Here is a 22,670-nt window from a genome sequence, read left to right as displayed (position 1 = left end):
GTAACTTCTCTGTAAGCACCGCCACGGCCGAGGCCACGAAGTCTCGTAAGCAACGGAGCAACTTAAAACAGCTTCGCCTAAATTTGAAAGAACTGGGGAATGAAAGAGTCATACTGAAAAGTCATACAACTGCTTGGCTGCCTTTGCCAGGACAGTGGGAGGCGGGCAGCTGGAACGAGGCAAGTTTGGGAGCAAAGGAACACATTCTTGCCTTCCTCAGTATTTATTGCAGCAACGTCCGCTCTTGGCCGGTGGCGGGCATATCAGAACTCTAACCCATCTGACAGCTTGTGTCAGGTCAAGTCTCAGCTACTACAATGATCAGCTAGGACGGGTATCCCCGTCCTAGCTGTTCTTTATACTTTACTTGTCCAGACGCAAATGCACCTCATCTACGATGACAATTTTTTTTTGCCTCAAGCATGCTCTGAATGACCTCCGACAGGTCTGTGTTGTAGCCACCGCTTCCTGCGCCGCTCAGGAATCGATGCGGTCTTCTCAGGATATTCCGTCACTTCACCAATTCCATAAGCTTCCCAAAGCTATTTACGACGTCGTACCTCACGTTCTCAGGTGCATACTTCTTGTTTATCTCGTCGAAGAACTTACGGGCACAACGAATCTTGGTTTTCTCGATCTCATTGAGAACCATCGATGACATGGAACCTTTGGTTTCCGCCACGAAGTACACATGCTTGACTGTCCCTTCCTTAAAGGAAATGGCCCAGTCCGGATTGTAGTCTCCCACTGGGGTGGGGATCAGGAAGCCTCGCGGCAGCTTGGCGTAAACTACCACATCGGTGCAGGTGTCCAGCTCCTTTACGAACTCACGCTCGATGTTGGAGTCGGTCAGCACATAGTCATAAATGTGGCGCTGGAGCTTACCTCCGACTTTGCTGAAATCCTGCTTGGTTTGCCCAGCCGTGAATATGTCCAGATCGAATTGATCGGCTACTGGGTCATAGGCTAGGTGTTCGATGATCACCGTCGCCTTCTGCTCGTTGATCAACCGAACCGCTTCAGCGATGAAGTTTTCAGGGTTGGTCTTGAACTGAGAAAACACGGCCATGCCGATGCCGCGCAGGATGTCTGCCACGGCACGCCGCGTGAGCTGTGTGCCTTCAGCCAATTTCCCAATCAGGTCATACTTCACGGCTGAATGGATGGAGTGTGCGTTGTGCTCTGTCTCCGTGACCTTCAGCACGAAGGCGTCGCCGTTCTTGATACCATCATAAGTTATTTGTGCATACTGCTCACCGCGCTGAATGGTGTACTGCAAAGGCGTCACGTGCAGATGCTCGTCCAAGGCTTTGACTGCCTTGGAGACAAGCTCACCAGAGTCGAACTGTACGCTGTATGCCGCCTTGCGGTTGATCCTGGCCCACAGTTCCTTGAATTCCTTCTTCTCGAAGTTGGCGTTAGGCTCCAGCTTCTTCGCCTTACGGCCATCTTCGGGATGCATGATTTGGCTTTCGCTGAACACACTGTCGATCAGCTGGAAAACTTGCTCTGAGTACGGCAGCAGTTCGTCTGGCAACGCCACCAGCACGCCGTCCTTCTTGGCCTGATGGTACTTCTCAGTGATATTGCGCTTCTTATCAACGTAGCCGTTCTGGATCAGGTAGAAATCGATGTCTGTGGCTTGTTCGTCGGAAACCGTAACCGGACCTTCTGTGGTGTTGAGCACCTTGCCTGTGAAGTAGGCCTTGTCTGCAATACGAGGGCGAGCCGACAGCGATTCGCTGATGTCCCTTTGCAGAGCGGCCACGAAGTCCTTGTAGCTTTCGCTTGCCACCACGGTCAGCACGTTTATGTCGTGAACGATGGAAGGGTGGTCGATCCGGTCGCCATGCTGGTTCACAGACAAGCGTAACCCCCGGCCCACTTCCTGACGTCGGGAAATCGTGTTGTCGCTGTGCTTGAGTGCACAGATGACAAACACGTTTGGGTTGTCCCAGCCTTCACGCAGGGCCGAATGCGAGAAGATGAAACGCACCGGCTCGCTCAGCGACAACAGGCGCTCTTTTTCCTTCAAGATTAGGTCATAAGCGTCTACATCGTCGGCCTCGGTGACCTTCCTCCCCATCTCTGGGTCAACCAGTCTCTTGGTCTTTTTATCGATTGAGAAATAGCCCTTGTGGGTCTTCTCGACGGGAATGCTCTTTAGGTGCTTGATGTAAGGTGTTTCATCCTGGTCCAGAACTTCGTTTAGGTAGAGCTGGTATTCCTCTTCGAAGACGTGAGCATACTCCCCCTTCTCATCGCTGGCGTTGTAATCGCGGTACTTCGCCACTTCATCAATGAAGAAGAGGGTCAGCACTTTGATGCCCTGCTGGAACAGGGCTTGTTCTTTGTCGAAGTGCGCCTTGATCGCCTCCCGAATCTGGATGCGGCGCAGAGCGGCTTCGTTCACATCTCCGTCTGCCTCGCCCACTGACAACTCGACACCGTTGGTGAAGCTCAATGTGTCGGTAATGGCGTTAATGTCGGACACCACATAGCCACGGTACTGGTTCAGTTCGTTCGACAGCACAAAGAGGTTGTCGCCCTTGGAGAGTTTTTTCACTACAGGCTTGATAATCCCGCTCTCGAATTTTCGCTCGAACTCGACACGAGCCTCTGGTGACTTCTTAGTTGATATGTCGATGCCTTGCAGATACAAATATGCATTGGTGCCAGCCAGGCCCTTGACCGAGATACCGCGCACGGCAATTTTTTTGACCAGCTTCTGATTGTAGGCGTCCAGCGCGTCCAGACGGTGAATCTTGTTGTGCGTGGTTTTATGCGTGGCAGAGTAGCGCAACACCATCAATGGCCTGAAATTGACCAGCGAATCCAGCGTCTTGCCTCCTTCCATCTTCTGGGGTTCGTCAAGGATCAAGATGGGGCGATTGGCATTGATCACATCGATTGGCTTGCGTGATTGGAAATCGTCCAGCTTTTCGTAGATGCGACGGGCATCCTTGCCCGTCGCATTGAAGGCCTGAACGTTGATTACCATCACGTTGATGCCCGCGTCGGACGAAAAGCTCTCCAGATGATGCAGCGCCTTAGAGTTGTAGATGAAGAAACGGGCCTTCTTCTGGTACGTCTCCAAGAAGTGATCAGCCGTGATCTCCAGCGATTTGGTCACGCCTTCGCGGATGGCGATGCTGGGCACCACAATGATGAACTTGCTCCAGCCGTATCGCTTGTTCAGTTCGAAAATGGTCTTGATGTAGCAGTAGGTCTTTCCGGTACCGGTTTCCATCTCGATGTCGAGATGGATTTTGGATATGGACTTAGCGCTGTCTTTATACTGTTTTGTGGCGGGAACGCGCTCCTTGTTTCCATTGATGGTGAAGTAACCATCAAGTAAGCTCGAAACGGGCAAGTTCTGTAAGCGTTGCACCTGCTGGATGTTCTCCAGCAGGGCATACTCGGACAAGGTCACATCGGCATTGCGGAACGCAGCATCTTGGTCAAAACCCGAGTCCGCCGCCAAATCAAGGGCGGACTGCGGACTGACCAGTGCCGCCTTTTTCACGCCAGGGTCCAGGCGATAGCGAACCCCGCCATGTTGCGGCGTTTGACCCTTGAAACAATCCACCACTGCCTGAACGGCAGCGGTCTGGTAGGACTGTGTCTTAAATTTCAGTTTCATCTCTCAACCCTTAGATGCATTTCACTTCAGTGGAAGGAGAGAGCGACTTGAAAATCTGCTCGACGTTGATTTTGACGGCACTGTCCTTGAACCCGGCATCGCGGAACACCACACGCAGGGACTGATGCTTCGCCAGTTCCTTGACGAAGCCTTCATCGATGCTGCCATGGTCATCGAAGCAAGCCACCAGTGCATTGCCATCGACAAAGAATACCTCTTTACCTTGGACTACTTTTTTGGAAATAGGCAGTGCCAAATCAACGCCCCAATCGAGCATCACTTGAAAAAGCAGGTCTTCCGCTGTCCTGTCTGGCTTGATGTTATCCACAAAAAAATCGAGGTTAGCCTTGTTTAGCGTATCAGGCTCGTAGAAAACGTCAGCCATGTTAGATGTGTCGATCTTCAATACGCGGAATCCAACATCAAGTTGCCCTAATTCACCGATTTGCCTGCCAGCGCCTCGAATACGCTCTTTTCCTATTTCAGCAATTGTCTTATACCCAGCCTTGAAGGCTTCCGTACTCTCATCGCATGGTTCAGGAAGCTGCACCATAATGAATCTCCGCGTCCCACCATCCTCGGCATTAAGATTTAGAATTGCATGAGCTGTTGTCGCCGATCCTGAGAAAAAATCGACTGCAATAAAGTCTTTCTCTCTAATCATTTTTGAAAGGTATTTAATCAGTTCGACCGGCTTTGGATAGTCGTCAAATGGCACCCCTAATTCCAGCAAATCAGCCGTGGCCTTCTGTGGGCCACCAAACCCAGATAGCATTGAGATTACATGACTAGGCTCACCCCTAACTTTAACAGCTTCAATGGCGCCAGTTGATGTGATCTCGAATACAGTCTTCTGACTCTTTGCATCAAGAATGGCTTGGCACTTATTATTTATAAATTCTTCAACAAGTTCCTTTGAACTCCAGCCGCTATAAACCTTCGCACCATGTGTTAATTTTCCATCTTTAACGGTAATTTCTTCGCAAATATTCGGCCAAGAATCTGTGCGAACTGCGATTACACCGCTATCAAATGCAGCAGGAAAGCCGATTGGAAGCGTTATCTCGCTGGGGGGATTTTTTGGGCCATTCTTGACAATAGTGTTTCTGATCTCAGGGCGGAATATTTTGCTATCTGCGGCCGTTCCCGGATCAACAACAAGTGGATGCGGAAATGCCGCCTCCTGTTTTGCGTAGGCTATTACGTATTCGTGGCAGTACTTGAATTTTGCCTGATTATCGAAATTGCCATCGGTGCGCCAAGCAAACAAGCAAAGCATATTGTCTTCACCAAAAATCTCATCGGCGATCTTTCGGATATTTGCAACCTCTTTGTGATTGATAGATATAAAGATCGCTCCATCATCTTTCAACAAATTGCGAGCAAGCCTTAGTCTTGAATACATCAAAGTTAACCAATCCGAGTGCATCCGTCCATTGGATTCAGGGTTTGCTACAAGTCGGTTTCCATACTCATCCTTCTGATTAGAGCGGGCGAGGTATTCCTCAGTATCTTCCGCAAAGTCATCTCTGTAGATAAAATCCTTGCCCGTGTTATACGGTGGGTCAATGTAGATTAGTTTGACCTTACCAAGATAAGCCTCCTGCAGCAACTTCAGCGCATCAAGGTTGTCACCCTCAATAAACAGATTTTTCGTGCTGTCGAAGTCTACGCTTTCTGCGCGGCAAGGGCGGAGCGTTTTGGCAATCGGTGCGTTGGCCGTCAGCAGCGCTTCGCGCTTACCCGGCCAACTCAACTGGTAACGCTCCTGCGGGCCTTCAACGATCGCTCCCGAAAGCTCCTGGCGCAGCTGATCAAAATCTACAACCAGCTTTAGGCTACCGTCTTCGCCCTTGGCTTCCGTCACGCAACAGGGAAACAACTCTCGAATATGAGCAATGTTTTTTTGCGTTAAATCAGGAGAATGCATTTTTAATTTATCCATTTTTTCTGTCCACGGCTTGTCAGTGGCTCAGTTCCTTAAGTTCGTTGTTAAGTTGGCGCAGAGTGGCGTTGATTTCCACTTTGCGATTAAATTGCTTTTCCCTCGCTAGTTTGGCGCGGATTTTTTCGATTTCGCGCTGCATGGCTCTCAGGCCCGCTAAGCGCTCAACCAAGGCCGCAAAGCTTTCTCCCGTACGCGGTGACAGCGGAATCAATCGCTGTAGCAGCGCTTCGTAGAGTCCGGCCAGGTCTAGTACCATGGGCATACTGTCGCGCTCACAGTCGGCGGAAACCCATGCGGTAGAAAAATAGTCGCTGACGACCCACTTGCTAGCGTCGGCTTCACTGGGGCGCTTGTGGGCAGCGATGACCCTAATCTTTCCCTCGTGCTCCAGCTCGAACACGATGGGGAACTGCACTGCACCGTCGATGCACTTCAGTACTTCGAATGACACCTCCGGCTTCTTCAGCACGACTCGTAAAATCTGCACCTCCGGCACCCCCGGCTTGGCGGGGAGGTTAACGGTTTCTGGCGCAAGTTTGTACTGCCACACAATTTGCTCGACTTGCTCTACGAACAGGGCTTTCAGGCGTGTGTTGGCCCCACTATGTTCGTAAATCTTGTTTTTTGGCAGCACGCGTCCAAACGAGGCCTGATTCGGGTAGTTGATCAGAGCCGAGCGCTTGGCTGTATTCATCCTTCCACTCATCCGACCTCCTGAATCACAAGGAAGGTAATGAGTTCAAAGTCATCCAAGCCGCTGATGTTGTTGGTCAGTGCCGTAGTCTTGCCGCTGCTGAACAGGCTGTCCAAGTCCTTTTCTTCATTCACCTCGATCATGGAGCGAATGGTCTTGCTCAGCAGCTCGGAGTAGAGCTGCATTTTCCTGCCGTCGTTAGTTTCTGTATTGAACGATTCATATGCCATAGAAATGGATTCAGGGCGATCCTTGCAGCCGCTGCGCACGAGGTCCAGCAGGCGTTTGACCTCGGTGTGATCGTTGATGACCTCACCATTGCGCCCGATGTAGACGAGGTAGTACGGGTGCAGCCGGTTGTGCAGGTTAACGTTTACCTCGGGGTTACGGTTGCGCAGGGTGAAGATCACGCCAGGCTCTAGGCCGAGTGTGGAATTGGCGGGTACTACGGCGTGCATCCCGTTAGGCAAATGGCTGGGTTCGCCATGTGCCTTCACGTAGTTGAGCAAGTCCATGCGGAAGTCGTTGAGCCCGAGGTCTGTAATCGACACGCCGGTTTTCAAGTCTTCCAGCTCGATTACTTCTTCTTGCAGCCGGCGTAGCTGTTCCTTGCGATAGGTGACGTCGTTGGCCTGCGCGGAAAGCACGTTGTCGTCGCCGGTAGCAGTAACGTCGGCGATCATCATCCGACTTTCTACCCGCTCCTTCAGGTTGATGTACTCGTCAAGAGAAATGTCGGGCCAATAGTTCACCAGCTGGATACTGGCGTTGGGTGAGCCGATGCGATCCACGCGCCCGAAGCGCTGGATGATGCGGACCGGGTTCCAGTGGATGTCGTAATTGATCAGGTAGTCGCAGTCCTGAAGGTTCTGGCCTTCGGAAATACAGTCGGTACCAATCAGCAGATCGATCTCGGCAGGCTCTTGGGGAAGTACTTGCTCCTTTGACTTGGAGCGCGGCGAGAAAAGGGTCAGCAACTCCTGGAAATCATAGCTCTTCTTGAGAGTGGACTTGGGCGATCCTGTGCCCGTGATCTTAGCACTGTGAAGCTGATGGTGGAGCAACAAGTCCGGCGCGAGGTTGGCGTAGAGATAGTCGGCAGTATCAGCGAAAGCCGTGAATATGATGATCTTCTTGTTGCCGGTGTTGATCGGGTTGGCGATCTTGTCCAGCACGCGTGCCTTGAGGTGCTGCAGCTTGGCGTCGTCTTCGATGGTGATCTTGTTCATCGAAGCCAGTAAAGCATCGATGATCTCCAGATCGACACTCAGGTCGTGTTCCCAAGAAGGCAGGTCCATGTCCGTTAGGCCGATCTTGACCTTACCGCCGATCTCGCCGCCGTTAAGCATCGACAGATCGTCGTCTTCGGCGTCCAGGCTTTCCAGTACATCGGAGAGGTCAGTAATTTCTGCCCCACCACCCCCTTCGTTAAAGCGGCGGATGCTCGCCAACATGTTTGCATGATTGGCGCGCAGGGAGCGTAAGGTCAGCCGGAACGATTCGATGGAGCTTTCCAGGCGCTTAAGCAAGTTCGTGGTCATCAGCGCCTGCAAGCCTTTCTCGCGCCCGTACAGGCTTAGGTTTTCCTTGTTGTCGCCCGATTGCGCGTTATAGAGGTCAATGTACTTTTTGACGCGACTTTGAAGGATGTAGGCTGCTGGCGTGTAGACGCACAGCTTCAGCAGGGAAAGCTGCTCGAAAATCTCGTTGAAGCCCAGCACATCCGCGCGTTGGGTCAGCGCACAATGGAAGGAAAGCGGCTTACGGCGCTCCGGGAATTGCCCGATGTCCTTCGTGTCGTAGAAGGTCTGGATGTGCCTGCGGGAGCGTGCAATGGTTACGCTGTCTAGCAACTCGAAGAAGTCGAAATCAAGCGAATCCAAAATGGCGCGGGCCGTTCGTTCTTCTGCCGGCAGCTTTGACCACGCGGTGAAGGCGGCCTGTGCGAGACGGAAAATTTCTTCCACGCTCTTGCTGGTTTTGAGCTTCTTGCTCAGGTTTTCCGAATCGCCTTCGTAGGCCAAGGCCAACTGATTGCGCAAGTCAGCAAAGCGGTTGTTGACTGGAGTAGCTGAGAGCATCAGCACTTTAGTTTTTACGCCTTCCCGGATGACCTTGTTCATCAACTTCTGATAGCGCGTTTCCTTGTCTTTGTAAGCATCGTTGTTGCGGAAGTTGTGCGACTCATCAATGACCACCAGGTCGTAATTGCCCCAGTTGATACGGTTCAGCGGTGTGCCGAACGACTCTCCGCTAGTGCGGCTTAGGTCGGTATGGCACAGCACGTCGTAGTTGAAGCGATCCCTGGCGAAGATGTTGGTTTTGAGGTTGCGATTGTAGTTAAGCCAGTTGTCAGCCAGCTTCTTCGGGCATAAAACCAGCACGGAACGGTTCCGCAGCTCGTAATACTTGATCACAGCCAGCGCCGTGAAGGTCTTGCCCAAGCCGACACTATCGGCCAGGATGCAACCGTTGTAGGTTTCCAACTTGTTGATGATGCCGATGGCCGCATCTTTCTGGTAATTGAAGAGCTTGTTCCAGATCAACGTATCTTGATAGCCGGTCCGATCATTGGGCAGCACGTCTTCATCAATGTCGTCCAGGAATTCACCGAAGATGTTGTAGAGCATCAGGAAGTAGATGCTCTCCGGGGAATTTTCTTGGTAGACCGAGGCGATGTGCTCGCTGATTTGCTGCGTCACATCTTCCAGCTTTTCTGGGTCGTTCCAGATCTGGTCGAACAAGCTGAGGTATGTGGCCGCGAAGGTCGGCTCGTTCATCTTGTTGACGAAGTTCGACACCGCATTCCCTTGTTGGTAGCCCAGATCGACTGCCGTGAACCCATGCAGTGGCATGTAAGCAGCGTCGCACTTATCCCCAGCCGGAGACTGTACGCAGGCGAACTGCTGCATGGGGGCCTTGGTGCGATTGCTCTTGAAGCGGGTTTTGCGCCGCATCCAGTCTGCGCACTCCTTCGCAATCGCCCGCTGGGTAAGCTTATTGCGCAGCTGGATTTCAAACTCACTGCCGTACAAGCTGCGCTCACGATCAACCTTGGGGATGTGGAATTCCCGGCGCTCCTTGCGGATTTTGTCAGCGACCTCATTGGTAACAAAGGTCGGCGAGGTGAAAATGAAATCCAATCCCTCGATCATTTCCAATTCCGTCTTCAGGGCTTCGAATGCGTACATCGAAAAGCAGGAAGCGGCGATTTTTAATCGCACTCCCGGGTTGAGGGTTTGCTTCAGGTCATCTCCGAGAAGGCGACTGATGTTGTCAATGAGTTCCATCGCTTACCTTCTTCTTTTTTGCACCATCCGTTAGCTGCGCATCGACCTTTAGGTCATGCTCTTTTGCATAATTCAGGATCAGCACTTCCATCATCGACGCAATGGAACGGTGTTCTATTTCGGCAGCCATTCGCAGCAAATCTTTGATGTTTGCTGACGTGCGGATGGATAGAGTTTCGTTCTTGGTATGTTTCACGACAGAGGCCTGAAAGGTTTGTGCTGCAAATGTACTGCATTTTACTAGATTACAAGATGAGGCTAGTTTGTTCTAGGTTTGCAACAGCTGGATCAACCGTTAGGAAACTGGGTACGGCGGCATACGTCTCTTTCGAGTTGCAGAAATTTTCAGACACATATCACCTCATCGAGCATCCGCCTGGATTGCTTGGGCATTTCCGTTTGCCCTAGCCCCAGATGAGGCCGATATGAATCATTCCCTTTTATACCCCCGCTGTAACTCGACCCGCATTGCCACGCGGGATTATGGCCGTAAGTCCTGCGGTGCTGTGGGCGCGGCCGCAGGCGCGACCGGTAGCGCCGCCGCCGCGCTTGGCGGAGCCGAAGCTGGTGCTGCGCTTGGTACCGGTTGAGCACGAAGTGCGAATAAGCAGGTGTGAAGTTAGCTAACCGGAGGTTAGCTAACTTCACCTCTCCTGCCCCGCTTCGCGCTGCGACTGAACCACAAAAATCATCGGACGCAACTTCGACCGAACCATTTTTTTGCAGGTACGAAAGTGCCGCAGGGTCATTTCCGCCATTCGGACACAGGCTGATGCATTGGACGCCGTAAAGCATGCTCAGTCGATACCTAATTAGAACCACGAACGCGCGCCATAGGCGCGCGTGGCAGCCGCACAGCGGCAGCAGTTGGACGATTCGGAGAGGTCCGGTAGGCCCGCCCCGTGACGTCTTACGAGGTGAGGCGCTTCTAATCCAGCCAGTATTAACTACCACTCAAGCGACTCCACGCCTAGCGTCAATACAGCGCTGCTGCCATTGAGCGATTTCCTCTGCGTCCCAGGCGATGGACTTAGGGCCGATAGGAATTGGTGCTGGCAACACACCTGCCTTCACCTTGCGCCAGATCGTGGCACGGGACCAGCCGGTGGCCTCGATTACCGCAGGCAAGCGGAGGAATTTTTTAGTCGTGGTCATACGATTCTCCTTCGATTGATGAACAGCAAACAATGGAGAGTCATGCCGACTCTCCGCGATATTTCCGGCAGCGTCAGGGCTGCACCCCTTACATATCTTCCGCTCCATACGCTGCCTCTGATACAAGTGGGCGGTCATCTGCCTAGATAGATTGAGGTGACCTGTTCACGACCATGCCCCATCTCCGCCGAAATCTTCAGTCGCGCAGCGTTATCCACCAATTTTTGCGACGCATCCAGCTGTCTGGAAGTCGCGCCGCCACAGGCTGGGCTAGGTCGGCCAGTCAACTCGGCATAGCGGCGTTGCGCGTACTCATGGCGCAGCCCATGCACGCCATGGATGCCAGCCTTGTCGCACTGCGCACGAAAGCGGTTCAACTGGTCCCGATACCGCAACTGCGCCGGAATCAAGCTGCCTTTTCCCGCCAGCGCCTTGGCCGCCTCCAGCACGGCGCGCTGCTGCATGGTGGTAATCGGCACCTCCCGGTACTTGCCGCCCTTGGTCCAGCTATCCTGCAGCCGCAGGATGTTCCCGCCATCGGCCCATCCCGGCTTGATCTTGATGCTTTCCTCGCGCCGCAAACCAAACGCCGCCTGCAACTGCAGGGACATGCGCGTATACGGATCATTCACGCGGGCCAGCGTGTCGGCGTCCAGCACCTTCGCCTTCGAGATATTGGTGACAAACACCCGCTCCGCGATGCCGTATTCGCCGTTGGTGCGCGCAATGATGTTTTCCTTGCCGATCTTCTCGGCCCACCAGCGCAGGGCGCTCATGCGATTCTTGATCGTTCCGGTACTGACGCCATCCTGCTTCCACTTGTCGAGCAGCGCCGCCACATGCTTCGGTTTCAGGCTGTCCACGCTCATATGCTGGAAGCCCCGTTCCGCCAGGTCGTTGGCGCACAGGTTCAATAAGCGCTCGCGGTCGGCCTGCGTCGCAAAGCTGCCATCCCGGTTGCGGTGACACAGTTGCTTGAGCTGGTAGTTCAGGTCGCGCATGGCAAAGTCATCCTTTCGATCTTTGGTTCTCACATCGATGCCGCGTGGTGTAATCCTGTCAGGTAAGTGTTTCTGGCCACCCTCACTGCCTCAGCAGAAAAGGTTGAATCAAGGGCCTCGGGACACCACTCCCGTGTATGCGGTTGCTGTTACTGCCTGCCCGCGCCGCATGCGCGTGTGGCACCGCTGCGCGCTCCCGGAGGGAGCTGCCGCAGCGGGGACCAATCACCCAGGGTCCATGGAGTGCACATCGTGCACGGATCAACTTCTACTAATCAGCCCGTAGCGGGCAAAGGACATCGCAAGGCTAGCCTGCGATGGAGAGGCATCTGGCCTCGTCACTGAGCACCCTCACGCGGATGCTCTGTACTTGCCGCCTGGGCCTATGCCATCGGCGGCGCGTCGTCACTGGCAGCAAGCCGCCAGTAACGACGCGCGCACGTAGCCATGGCATGTGACGGCATACACGCCAGCATCGCACTCGCGGTGACGATACTGGCGACTCTGAAGCACATGCGCTGGCGGCAGCCGCGATGGCATCGCATCGCTGGCATTTCTGCTGACGGTGCGGCTTGCGGCAAAGCCATGCTGTGCTTCATACGGTGCGCTACCTCGTGGGGCATGCGAACCAATCGGGGCAGGAGTCTTGCTCCTGTTTGAGGAAGCGCCCATCGGGCGCAATCATCCAGGCAATCCGACTTGCGGATTGTGGGATATGAAGACGCTGAAGGCAGCGCTTTATCGTGCCGAGATGTGCATGCTTCTGCATGGCCCGGCGATATATCTAGCAGAAACTGCTAAGTATCATGGTGGCGGGTGACGACCGCAACGCCTATGCCGCTAAGCATAGGGACATGCTCGATGCATGCCCTCGTGGGAGCGATTCCCACATAAGAGAGCTTCATTCTATGCCTGATATCGACGTTTGCAAGTGGTTCGTTTCGTCAAGTGCGCTTTTCGTAGTACGCAGAATTGGGACCGGCGCGGACTGGGCTGCTGCTACTGGATTGACCGGCAGCGTTGCAGCCCGGACAAAGGCTCCGATAGCTAGTTTATGTAATTTTTCCTTGGAAGCGGTCTGCTTGATAAGCGCATCCGTGAGGCGCAGTACATACTCAGACATGGTGCCCTCCTGTTCCGCCATCCCGGCTGAATTCGCCGCTGACCAGCGTTAATCTTGGCGCCTGCGGCGGCGCGCCCTTGCCGCTGACGGCATCGATGTAGTCGGCCCAATCCTGCATCATCCGGCGCCGTTCCGCCAGGAACTGGGCGCGGTCATAGGCGCTGGCCACCTTATCCTTCGGTGCATGTGCGAGTTGCCGGTCCACGACTTCATGCCGGTAGCCCAGGCGCTCCTTGATGGTGCTCATGGCCAGCGCCCGGAAGCCATGGCCGGTCATCTTGCCCTTGTATCCCATGCGTCCAAGCGCCACCAGTATCGTGTTATTGCTGATCGACTTTTCGTGGTCGCGCTGATTCGGGAACAGATACTTGCTGCGGCCCGTGATCGCATGCAGTTCACGCAACAGCTCCAGCGCCTGGCGCGACAGGCATACGTGATGGTTGGTCATATCCGGATTGACGGTCAGCTTGCCACGCTTCATGCGTTGCCATGGAATGATCCACTCACCGCGCTCCAGGTCAATTTCACTCCAGGGTGTCTCGATCAACTCGCTGGTGCGTACAAAGCACAGCAGCATCAGACGCAGCGCAATGCGGGTCGGCGCGAACATGCGTGCTTCGTTGCGGTCTAGAATGGCCAGAAACTTCGGCAGTTCATCGGTTTCAATGGCGGCGAAGTGTCCGGCACGGACGGTCTTCAACACATCCTTCATATCGGTGACCAGATTGCGCTCTGTGAATCCGCATTGAATCGCGTAACTGAAAATTGAAGCACATACGGCCTTCTGGCGATGGGCGATTTCGCTTGCGCCGCGCTCCTCGATCTTGCGCAGCGCAGCGATTACATCGAGGTGCTTGAGTTCATCGATGGGCCTGCGGCCAATGGCCGGGAAGATATCTGCCTCCAGCCGTTGCAGGACGTTCTTGGCGGTGCGCTCGCTCCAGGTTGGCACCTTGTTGGCGTGCCACTCGCGGGCGATCTTTTCAAATGTGTTGGCGGCGCGCTCTTTCAACAGTCGTTTGGCGTCGTCGCGATGCTTAGCCGGGTCGATCCCTTGCAGCACCAGGCGCCGCGCTGCCAAGCGCTTTTCACGCGCATCCTGCAACGTAATTTCCGGATAAGGACCAAACGTCAGTGCGTTCTCCTTGCCGTTGGCCTGGCGAAACTTCCAGCGCCAGATGCGAGACCCGCTCGGCATAACTTCTACGAACAGGCCGCCGCCGTCGGATAGCTTGTATGGTTTATCCTTTGGTTTGGCGTTTTTGACCTGAAGTTCGGACAGCGGTACGATGAGCTTTGCCATGGTGGCCTCCTTCGCAAATGCGTCTGAAACCACTATAGGACAGTTATGCGGGAATGGTAGTCAAGGATGGGGGAATGCGGCCCGGCGCCTTCCCTCAAAAAAGTTAGACGTACCGAAACGTCTTGGCACATTTCGAGACGCTGAAAAACGAAAAAACCGCTTAGAATCAAGGCTCTAAGCGGTTTTTGAGGGACTTCCTGAGACGTCCTGATGTTACTTAATTGCTATCCGTGGCGGAGAGAGGGGGATTCGAACCCCCGATAGAGTATTACCCTATACACGCTTTCCAGGCGTGCGCCTTCAGCCGCTCAGCCATCTCTCCTGAAGGCAATGCGCGCGTCTTGCTTGCTCACATTGTGTACTGCATATCGCTTGTCGCGAAGCCGCAGATTATAGCAAAGATTCTACAGACTGCCAAAGTTATTTACCCTGGGGTAAAAGTAGCGCCAGACAGTAACCCGGTAAGGGCTGGGGTCGGACCCTGAGGGTCCGACCCCAGATATTGCTCTGGGTTTCGGCGACCCAAGCAACATCAAGACGTTTCCTTCAGCTGATCCAGAATCGCCGGGTTTTCCAGGGTCGACACGTCTTGCGTGATCGTCTCGCCCTTGGCCAGCACGCGCAGCAGGCGGCGCATGATTTTGCCGGAACGGGTTTTCGGCAGGTTGTCACCGAAACGGATTTCCTTCGGTTTCGCGATCGGGCCGATTTCCTTGCCGACCCAGTTGCGCAGCTCCAGGGCCAGCTTCTTCGCTTCCTCGCCCGTCGGACGCGCTTGCTTGAGCACCACGAAGGCGCAGATCGATTCGCCTGTCGTGTCGTCCGGACGGCCCACCACGGCCGCTTCGGCCACCAGCGGGTTGGCGACCAAGGCCGATTCGATTTCCATCGTGCCCATGCGGTGGCCCGACACGTTCAAGACGTCATCGATGCGGCCCGTGATGGTGAAGTAGCCCGTGTCCTTGTTGCGGATGGCGCCGTCGCCTGCCAGGTACATCTTGCCGCCCAGTTCTTCCGGGAAATAACTGGACTTGAAACGCTCGGGGTTATTCCAGATCGTGCGGATCATCGATGGCCATGGGCGTTTTACCACCAGAATACCGCCCTGGCCGTTCGGCACGTCCTGGCCCGCTTCGTCGACGATGGCAGCCATGATTCCCGGCAATGGCAGGGTGCAGGAACCGGGCACCATCGGCGTGGCGCCCGGCAGCGGGGTGATCATGTGGCCGCCCGTTTCCGTTTGCCAGAAGGTATCGACGATCGGGCATTTCTCGCCGCCGATGTGCTTGTAGTACCACATCCACGCTTCCGGATTGATCGGCTCGCCGACCGTGCCCAGCAGGCGCAGGCTGGTCAGGTCGTAGTTGCCCGGATGGACTTTCGGGTCCACGTCGGCCGCTTTGATCAGCGAACGGATGGCCGTGGGCGCCGTGTAGAAAATGCTGACGTTGTGCTTCTTGATGGTTTCCCAGAAACGGCCCGCGTTCGGGTAGGTCGGGATGCCTTCGAACACCACTTGCGTGGCGCCCACGGCCATCGGGCCATACGCGATGTAGCTGTGGCCCGTCACCCAGCCGATGTCGGCCGTGCACCAGAACACGTCGTCCGGCTTGATGTCGAAACTCCACTTCATCGTCAGCGCGGCCCACAGCAGGTAGCCGCCGCTCGAGTGCTGCACGCCCTTCGGCGTGCCCGTCGAGCCGGAGGTATACAAGATGAACAGTGGATGCTCGGCATCGACCCATTCCGGCTCGCATTGCGCCGACTGGCCTTCGACCAGGTCGTGCAGCCACGTGTCGCGGCCGGCCACCATCGACAAGTCGCTGCCCGTACGTTTATACACGATGACGTTTTTCACGGAGTCGCAGCCGCCCAGCGCCAGCGCTTCGTCGACGATGGATTTCAATGGCAACTTCTTGCCGCCGCGCAATTGCTCGTCGCCCGTGATGACGGCCACGGCACCCGCGTCGATGATGCGTTCCTGCAGGGATTTCGCCGAGAAGCCGCCGAAGACCACCGAGTGGGTGGCGCCGATACGCGCGCAGGCTTGCATTGCAGCAACGCCTTCGACGGACATCGACATATAGATGATCACGCGGTCGCCCTTGGCGATGCCCTTGGCTTTCAGGCCGTTGGCGAACTTGCAGACTTTTTCGTGCAGCTCTGTATATGTTGCCCTGGTGACGGTGCCATCGTCCGCTTCGAAGATGATGGCCGTCTTGTCTCCCAGGCCATTTTCGATATTGCGGTCCAGGCAGTTGTACGATACGTTCAGCTGGCCGTCTTCGAACCATTTGTAGAACGGGGCATTGTCTTCGTTCAGGGTGCGGGTGAACGGTTTCTTCCAGCTCAGGTTTTCGCGCGCCAGCTTGGCCCAGAAGCCTTCATAGTCGGTTTCCGCCTCTTTCACCATGGCGCGGTAGGCGCCCATGCCGGAAATGGTGGCCTGTGCGGCAAACGACGCCGACGGGTCAAATACGCGCGACTCTTCCGGTCCCTGCTGTTCCGTGCCCTGCCCTTGGTTTTCTGTAGCGCTCATGCTTGTCTCCAGTGTAGTAATTGTTTGCTAACACGATAGACCCCGTGTCTTACGGACGCCTTACATGTCGCGTTTATGCAGCGTTTTACCCCTATCAAGGCTAACCATAAGCGCCTTCGGCAATGGGAGTCAAGGGGACGCCGTACAGTATTTTCACTGGAAAAATGCATGCTGTGCCGAAGGTTCAATACCACTTCGTGTTTCATCAAACCTAATAATCAGGAGCAAGGCCATGCGCAGTAATCAGCAGCAAGTGTAAAATGTCGGGCATACCAAAAATTGGTATTTACTCCCCCAGGAAACCCCACATGATCGACCACCTACCACCGTCATCCAAACATACCAAGCTGCACCCGCTGTCCTCCTTCATCTTTATGTCGCGCTGGCTGCAGTTACCGCTGTACCTGGGCCTGATCCTCGCACAATGCGTGTATGTCTTCCATTTCTGGGTGGAATTGTCCGACCTGATCGGCGCCGTGTTCGGCAATGATGCAGCTCTGCAGCACGTGCTGACGGCCGTTGCCGTGCCGGGCAGCGCCCTGCCGACCAAGCTCAATGAAGCGACCATCATGCTGGTGGTATTAGGCCTGATCGACGTGGTCATGATTTCTAACCTGTTGATCATGGTCATTATTGGCGGCTACGAAACCTTCGTTTCGCGCATGCACCTCGATGACCACCCAGACCAGCCGGAATGGTTGTCGCACGTCAATGCTTCCGTGCTGAAGACGAAATTGGCGATGGCCATCATCGGCATCTCGTCCATCCACCTGCTGAAGACATTTATCAATGCCAATTCCTACAAGATGGAAGTGATCATTGCGCAAACGGTGATCCACATGGTCTTCATCATTTCGGCCATGGCCATTGCGTACACCGACCGCATCATGACGGTAACCCAGAACCAGGCACGACCGCATTAAATCCGAAGCCCATGGCTGCCAGCGGCGGCCATGGGCTTTGTCATTTCCGATGCCGCAACCAGTAACCATTAATTAGCAAAAGTCTTACCCTTCTTATCCACCGCGAGAACACCATGACTGTCATAAAGCAAGAAGACCTGATCGAATCCGTCGCCGCAGCGTTGCAGTACATTAGCTACTACCACCCTGCTGATTACATCGAGCACCTGGCGCGCGCCTACGCGGCCGAGCAAAGCCCGGCGGCAAAAGATGCGATCGCGCAAATCCTGACCAACTCGCGCATGTGCGCGGAAGGCAAGCGTCCTATCTGCCAGGACACGGGTATCGTCAACGTCTTCCTGAAAATCGGCATGGGCGTGCGCTTCGAAGGTTTCAGCGGCACGGTTACCGACGCCGTCAACGAAGGCGTGCGCCGCGCGTACAACTTCGACGACAACAAGCTGCGCGCTTCCATCGTGGCCGACCCGCATTTCGACCGCAAGAACACCAAGGACAACACGCCAGCCGTCGTGCACATGGAACTGGTCGAAGGCAATACCGTCGACGTGAAAGTGGCTGCCAAGGGCGGCGGCTCGGAAAACAAATCCAAGATGATCATGATGAACCCGTCCGACTCGCTGGTGGACTGGGTCATGAAGACCGTGCCGACCATGGGCGCCGGCTGGTGCCCGCCTGGCATGCTGGGCATCGGCATCGGCGGCACGGCCGAAAAAGCCATGCTGATGGCAAAAGAGGTGTTGATGGAAGACATCGACATGTTTGAGCTGAAACAACGCGGCCCGCAGAACAAGCTGGAAGAATTGCGTATCGAACTGTGCGACAAGATCAACTCGCTGGGCATCGGCGCGCAAGGCCTGGGTGGCCTGACGACCGTGCTCGACGTGAAAATCATGATGCACCCGACGCACGCCGCGTCGAAGCCCGTCGCCATGATCCCGAACTGCGCCGCCACGCGCCACGGCCACTTCGTGCTGGACGGCTCGGGCCCAGCCTACATGGAACCGCCATCGCTGTCGTCGTGGCCGGAAGTGCACTGGACGCCGGACACGGAAAAATCCAAGCGCGTCGACCTGAACACCCTGACGAAAGAAGAAGTCGCTTCGTGGACGCCGGGCCAGACCTTGCTGTTGAACGGCAAGATGCTGACGGGCCGCGACGCCGCGCACAAGCGCATCCAGGACATGCTGGCCAAGGGCGAAGAGTTGCCGGTCGATTTCAAGAACCGCGTGATCTACTACGTCGGCCCAGTCGACCCGGTGCGCGACGAAGCCGTCGGCCCGGCCGGTCCGACGACCGCCACGCGCATGGACAAGTTCACCGACATGATGCTGGAAAAAACGGGCCTGATCGCCATGATCGGCAAGGCCGAACGGGGACCAGTGGCCATCGAATCGATCCAGAAACACCAGTCGGCCTATCTGATGGCCGTGGGCGGCGCCGCCTACCTGGTGTCGAAAGCCATCAAGCACGCCAAGGTGCTGGGCTTTGCCGACATGGGCATGGAAGCGATCTACGAATTCGACGTGGTCGACATGCCGGTGACGGTGGCCGTGGATGCGAAAGGCACTTCGGTGCACAACACGGGTCCGAAAGAGTGGCAGGCGAAGATCGAGCAACTCAATAGCGTCAGCAAGATTCCCGTGACGGTCGCTTAAACAAGCACTACCATTAACGCCGCGCGGCAACACAGCGCGGCGTTTTTTTATCTTCTTCGGCTTTATATGACTTCTATTGCAAGCAATGCCCGCCCGGACGCCCCCATCGGCATTTTTGACTCCGGCGTGGGCGGCCTGTCGGTGCTGCGCCATATCCGCGCGCAGCTGCCGCAGGAAGACCTGATTTACTTTGCCGATTCCGGCTATGCGCCGTATGGCGACAAGACGGAACAGCAAGTGGTCGACCGTTCGCTGGCGATCACCGCCTTTTTATTGCAGCAAGGCGCGAAGGCGCTGGTGGTGGCATGCAACACGGCCACCATCGCCGCCATCAAGGCGCTGCGCGCGCGCTATCCCGACCTGCCCATCGTCGGCGTCGAACCGGGATTGAAACCGGCGGCCGCCATCAGCCGCAATGGCAAGATCGCCGTGCTGGCCACGGAACGCGCCTTGCGCGGCGACAAGCTGCTGGCCTTGCGCGAGCAGGTCAGCGCCACCACGGGCGCCACGTTCATCTTGCAGCCCTGCATCGGCTTGGCCGACCGCATCGAGCAGTGCGAGCTGGGCACCGATCCGCTGGACGCCACCAACGCCATGCTGGAACGCTACATCGCTCCCATGCTGGAACAAGGCGTCGACACGCTTGTGCTCGGCTGCACGCACTACCCTTTCGTGCAGGACGCCATCGAACGCACGGTACGCGCGCATACGCAGGAACAGATCACGCTGGTGGACACGGGCGACGCCGTGGCGCGCCAGCTGGCCCGTCTGCTCGATGCGGCAAGTTTACGCCGCATCAACAACGACGCACCACGACTGCAAGGCTACACGACGGCCAAGGTCGAATCCCTGGCGAAAGCCTTCGCCGGTTTGCTGGACTTGCAGCCGCCCGTCGAACACCTGTCCGTGTGAGCGGCGTGAGCAAAAGCGACCGTTTTCATGCAATCTTTCGATTCTTTAAAAAAGACTGCATTTAGATTTGCCACTTTGCCGAGTTCTTTGTATAATTCGGCACCTGTTCAGCAAAACAGCTAAACAGGTAAGTAAGACAGTGGTGGCTGTAGCTCAGTTGGTAGAGTCCAGGATTGTGATTCCTGTTGTCGTGGGTTCGAGCCCCATCAGCCACCCCACAGAATAAAGAAGAGCCCGGTTTTCGAACCGGGCTTTTTCTATTCCGGCGCCGCTTTTATTTCTTCAGCGATTTCTTCACCGATACCGGCCCCGGTATCGCTTCCTGCAAAAAATTCATTAGTGCAAATTTGACCATCGCCCTACTCTGGGGTGCGGCCTGGACCGCCCCATAAAAACAGTACGGAGACAACGATGAAGCAAATCCTGGCAGCACTGTGCCTGATGTTCTGCGCCCATGCGCACGCGATCAACCTGACGGGGGTGCCGAACGCGCACGACCCCGGCACCCTCACGCGCGACGGCGACACGTATTTCAATTTCACGACGGGCGACGGCATCTGGTATTCCACCTCGACGGACCTGCTGAAATGGTCGGCCGGCCCCGCGCCCGTGTTCAGCACGCCGCCGGCCTGGATCGCCAATAAAATCCCCAACTTCAGCGGCTCGTACTGGGCACCGGACGTGATCCACATGAACGGCTACTATTACCTGTATTACTCGGTCTCCACCTTCGGCACGTCCGTGTCGGCCATCGGCGTGGCCCGCTCGGCGTCGCTGAAAAATCCCAGCTGGACGGACCTGGGCATCGTCGTGCAATCGTATGGGGGCGGTGCGGAAATCAATGCCATCGACCCGGCCCTGTTCCGCGATCATGACGGCAAGGTCTACATGTCGTACGGCTCGTTCTTTGGCGGCATCGGCGTGACGGAAATCAACCAGGCCACAGGCAAGACGAGCGGCAACGTCACCACCATCGTCGGTGGCGGCGGCAAGGATATCGAAGCGCCCTACATCACGCACGACGGCGAGTATTACTATCTGTTCGTCAACCGCGGCAAATGCTGCCAGGGCGCCGCCAGCACGTATTACGTGGAAGTGCTGCGCGCCAGCAGCGTGACGGGGCCGTACAGCGGCACGCGCACGCTGCTGCCTAACCTCGATGGCAAATACAAGGGACCGGGCCATATCGGCGTGCTCAAGCAGGATGGCTGCAACTACACCTCGATCCACTACTACGACGTCAACGACAATGGCGCGGCCAAGCTCGACATTTTGAAGATGACGTATGACAGCGGCTGGCCCAGCCTGACGCGCAATTTCTCAGTCGCCAGCTGCGGCGGCATCTCGGACGGCCCCACGGTGCTGCGCTCGCGCCTGAGCGGCAAGGCGCTGGCCGTGGCGGGCGCCGGCACGACGAATGGCGCGCTGGTGCAGCAGCAAACCTATACGGGAGCAAAACACCAGCAATGGTATGTAGTGGGACACGGCGATGGCTACTATAGCCTGATCAATGCGAACAGCCTGCTGGGCCTGGACGACTACAACAATTCGACCACGGCCGGCACGAATATCGCGCAATGGAACTACTGGGGCGGACTGGGCCAGCAATGGCGTTTCGCCAGTCCCGCTGCCGGCTACCAGACGATCAGCAACCGCTACAGCAACCTGACCCTGGACGTACTCAACCTGAGCACGGCGGAAAACGCGCAGATCATCCAGTGGAATCTGACCAACGCGAACAACCAGCAGTGGTCGCTGAGCCGGCCGTAGGATCGGGAACTAGCCCGCCAGCACCGACTGCACCGTCGTCGCCAGGTCGTCCAGACGCACGGGTTTGACGAGGAAGTGGCGGAAGCCCACGGCCAGCGCATCGTCCATGTACATGGGCAGGCTGTGGCCCGTGACGGCGATCAGCACGGCGTTGGCCGTCTCGGGATTGTGGTGCAGGCGGCGGCCGATTTCGATGCCGCTGATGCCGGGCATTTCGATGTCGAGGTAGACGGCATCGGGCACGCACAGCTTGACTTGCTCGACGGCCATCTGCCAGTTGCGCACCACCACCGCGTGGTGGCCCAGCGCTTCGAGCAGCATGGCCAGCGATTCGCCCACTTCCTGGTTGTCGTCGACCACCAGCAGATTCAATTTGCGAGCAGCACTTGCCGGCTGGTCGCCTTGACGGCGTTCCACGGGGGGATTGCCTGGTGTCGTTTCAGTTGTCTGGCTCATTGTACGTTTACGTCTGACGGCTGCAAAAGCGGGAGTATACAAGAAGCGCGCGCAATGCCGCCGCACCCGAGCAATGGTGCCAGGCGGCAATCCAAGCCGCCCGCTGTACCGGGCCAGCAACACTTCCCCGCCCGCTGGCAGCCATATGGCCACTACGCAATATTCGCAATTGACGGATAAAATGAGAATCATTATCATTATCATCCCCTTGCGCCGGATGTCCACGCCACGATGTTGTCGCGCCGCCCGATTGCCCGC

At 56.0% G+C, this 22,670-nt stretch carries 15 protein-coding genes and 2 tRNA genes; 5 read left to right on the top strand and 12 right to left on the bottom strand.

From position 1 onward, the window contains the following. Positions 1-511: 511 nt before the first annotated feature. From IGS58_RS18465 to acs, 11 genes are all read right to left on the bottom strand, one after another. The gene (locus tag IGS58_RS18465) at positions 512-3,643 is read right to left on the bottom strand and encodes a type III restriction-modification system endonuclease (protein WP_230522328.1); all 3,132 of its coding nucleotides are present in this window, start codon (positions 3,641-3,643) and stop codon (positions 512-514) included. A gap of 10 nt (positions 3,644-3,653) precedes the next feature. Beyond that, positions 3,654-5,588: a site-specific DNA-methyltransferase gene (locus tag IGS58_RS18460; protein ID WP_230522327.1), complete on the bottom strand. Its 1,935-nt coding sequence runs from the start codon at positions 5,586-5,588 to the stop codon at positions 3,654-3,656. Between the two features lie 19 nt (positions 5,589-5,607). After that, positions 5,608-6,285 (bottom strand): DUF4391 domain-containing protein, encoded by a 678-nt coding sequence (locus IGS58_RS18455; RefSeq protein ID WP_230522326.1) that lies wholly within the window; start codon positions 6,283-6,285, stop codon positions 5,608-5,610. Between the two features lie 8 nt (positions 6,286-6,293). Beyond that, positions 6,294-9,575: a helicase-related protein gene (locus tag IGS58_RS18450; protein ID WP_230522325.1), complete on the bottom strand. Its 3,282-nt coding sequence runs from the start codon at positions 9,573-9,575 to the stop codon at positions 6,294-6,296. After that, on the bottom strand, positions 9,562-9,771 hold the full coding sequence (locus IGS58_RS18445; RefSeq protein ID WP_230522324.1) for a hypothetical protein: 210 nt from the start codon (positions 9,769-9,771) through the stop codon (positions 9,562-9,564). The genes IGS58_RS18450 and IGS58_RS18445 overlap by 14 nt, the downstream gene beginning before the upstream one ends. Positions 9,772-10,529: 758 nt before the next feature. Continuing rightward, positions 10,530-10,730: a helix-turn-helix transcriptional regulator gene (locus IGS58_RS18440; RefSeq protein ID WP_034760447.1), complete on the bottom strand. Its 201-nt coding sequence runs from the start codon at positions 10,728-10,730 to the stop codon at positions 10,530-10,532. 134 nt (positions 10,731-10,864) lie between these two features. After that, positions 10,865-11,731 carry a phage integrase N-terminal domain-containing protein gene (locus IGS58_RS18435; RefSeq protein ID WP_230522323.1) on the bottom strand — a complete coding sequence of 289 codons (867 nt, stop codon included), beginning with the start codon at positions 11,729-11,731 and terminating at the stop codon, positions 10,865-10,867. Positions 11,732-12,632: 901 nt separating this feature from the next. After that, positions 12,633-12,854, bottom strand: a complete 222-nt coding sequence (locus IGS58_RS18430) for a hypothetical protein (protein ID WP_230522322.1) — start codon at positions 12,852-12,854, stop codon at positions 12,633-12,635. Continuing rightward, positions 12,847-14,157 (bottom strand): tyrosine-type recombinase/integrase, encoded by a 1,311-nt coding sequence (locus IGS58_RS18425; RefSeq protein ID WP_230522321.1) that lies wholly within the window; start codon positions 14,155-14,157, stop codon positions 12,847-12,849. Before IGS58_RS18425 ends, IGS58_RS18430 begins: the two co-directional genes overlap by 8 nt. A gap of 231 nt (positions 14,158-14,388) precedes the next feature. Then, positions 14,389-14,479: transfer RNA gene (locus IGS58_RS18420), tRNA-Ser, on the bottom strand. Between the two features lie 210 nt (positions 14,480-14,689). Beyond that, positions 14,690-16,696: an acetate--CoA ligase gene (acs, locus tag IGS58_RS18415; protein WP_230522320.1), complete on the bottom strand. Its 2,007-nt coding sequence runs from the start codon at positions 16,694-16,696 to the stop codon at positions 14,690-14,692. A gap of 308 nt (positions 16,697-17,004) precedes the next feature. Here acs and IGS58_RS18410 point away from each other — a divergent pair, with 308 nt between their 5' ends. The 5 genes from IGS58_RS18410 (at position 17,005) to IGS58_RS18390 (ending at position 21,956) form a co-directional block, all read left to right on the top strand. Continuing rightward, positions 17,005-17,619, top strand: coding sequence for a YqhA family protein (locus IGS58_RS18410; protein WP_034784515.1), 615 nt, complete (start codon positions 17,005-17,007; stop codon positions 17,617-17,619). A 113-nt stretch (positions 17,620-17,732) separates the two neighbouring features. Beyond that, positions 17,733-19,274 carry a fumarate hydratase gene (locus tag IGS58_RS18405; RefSeq protein WP_034784516.1) on the top strand — a complete coding sequence of 514 codons (1,542 nt, stop codon included), beginning with the start codon at positions 17,733-17,735 and terminating at the stop codon, positions 19,272-19,274. Between the two features lie 66 nt (positions 19,275-19,340). Continuing rightward, complete coding sequence (murI, locus tag IGS58_RS18400; RefSeq protein ID WP_230522319.1) at positions 19,341-20,186, top strand: glutamate racemase; 846 nt, start codon at positions 19,341-19,343, stop codon at positions 20,184-20,186. Positions 20,187-20,328: 142 nt separating this feature from the next. Then, positions 20,329-20,404: transfer RNA gene (locus IGS58_RS18395), tRNA-His, on the top strand. A gap of 193 nt (positions 20,405-20,597) precedes the next feature. Continuing rightward, positions 20,598-21,956 carry a family 43 glycosylhydrolase gene (locus IGS58_RS18390; protein ID WP_230522318.1) on the top strand — a complete coding sequence of 453 codons (1,359 nt, stop codon included), beginning with the start codon at positions 20,598-20,600 and terminating at the stop codon, positions 21,954-21,956. A gap of 9 nt (positions 21,957-21,965) precedes the next feature. On the opposite strand, the gene IGS58_RS18385 is transcribed toward IGS58_RS18390, so the two are convergent. Next, positions 21,966-22,412 (bottom strand): response regulator, encoded by a 447-nt coding sequence (locus IGS58_RS18385; protein ID WP_161789566.1) that lies wholly within the window; start codon positions 22,410-22,412, stop codon positions 21,966-21,968. Between the last annotated feature and the right edge of the window lie 258 nt (positions 22,413-22,670).

The organism is Janthinobacterium sp. EB271-G4-7A, assembly GCF_020858075.1.
Taxonomy (GTDB): domain Bacteria; phylum Pseudomonadota; class Gammaproteobacteria; order Burkholderiales; family Burkholderiaceae_D; genus Janthinobacterium; species Janthinobacterium lividum.
This window is presented reverse-complemented; position numbering and strand designations above follow the sequence as displayed.

Coding starts and splice junctions, on each gene's coding strand:
- IGS58_RS18405 (WP_034784516.1), top strand. CDS start 17,733: ATGACTGTCATAAAGCAAGAAGACCTGATCGAATCCGTCGCCGCAGCG.
- IGS58_RS18390 (WP_230522318.1), top strand. CDS start 20,598: ATGAAGCAAATCCTGGCAGCACTGTGCCTGATGTTCTGCGCCCATGCG.
- IGS58_RS18465 (WP_230522328.1), bottom strand. CDS start 3,643: ATGAAACTGAAATTTAAGACACAGTCCTACCAGACCGCTGCCGTTCAG.
- IGS58_RS18385 (WP_161789566.1), bottom strand. CDS start 22,412: ATGAGCCAGACAACTGAAACGACACCAGGCAATCCCCCCGTGGAACGC.
- IGS58_RS18410 (WP_034784515.1), top strand. CDS start 17,005: ATGATCGACCACCTACCACCGTCATCCAAACATACCAAGCTGCACCCG.
- IGS58_RS18450 (WP_230522325.1), bottom strand. CDS start 9,575: ATGGAACTCATTGACAACATCAGTCGCCTTCTCGGAGATGACCTGAAG.
- IGS58_RS18425 (WP_230522321.1), bottom strand. CDS start 14,157: ATGGCAAAGCTCATCGTACCGCTGTCCGAACTTCAGGTCAAAAACGCC.
- murI (WP_230522319.1), top strand. CDS start 19,341: ATGACTTCTATTGCAAGCAATGCCCGCCCGGACGCCCCCATCGGCATT.
- IGS58_RS18430 (WP_230522322.1), bottom strand. CDS start 12,854: ATGTCTGAGTATGTACTGCGCCTCACGGATGCGCTTATCAAGCAGACC.
- IGS58_RS18440 (WP_034760447.1), bottom strand. CDS start 10,730: ATGACCACGACTAAAAAATTCCTCCGCTTGCCTGCGGTAATCGAGGCC.
- acs (WP_230522320.1), bottom strand. CDS start 16,696: ATGAGCGCTACAGAAAACCAAGGGCAGGGCACGGAACAGCAGGGACCG.
- IGS58_RS18460 (WP_230522327.1), bottom strand. CDS start 5,588: ATGGATAAATTAAAAATGCATTCTCCTGATTTAACGCAAAAAAACATT.
- IGS58_RS18435 (WP_230522323.1), bottom strand. CDS start 11,731: ATGCGCGACCTGAACTACCAGCTCAAGCAACTGTGTCACCGCAACCGG.
- IGS58_RS18455 (WP_230522326.1), bottom strand. CDS start 6,285: ATGAATACAGCCAAGCGCTCGGCTCTGATCAACTACCCGAATCAGGCC.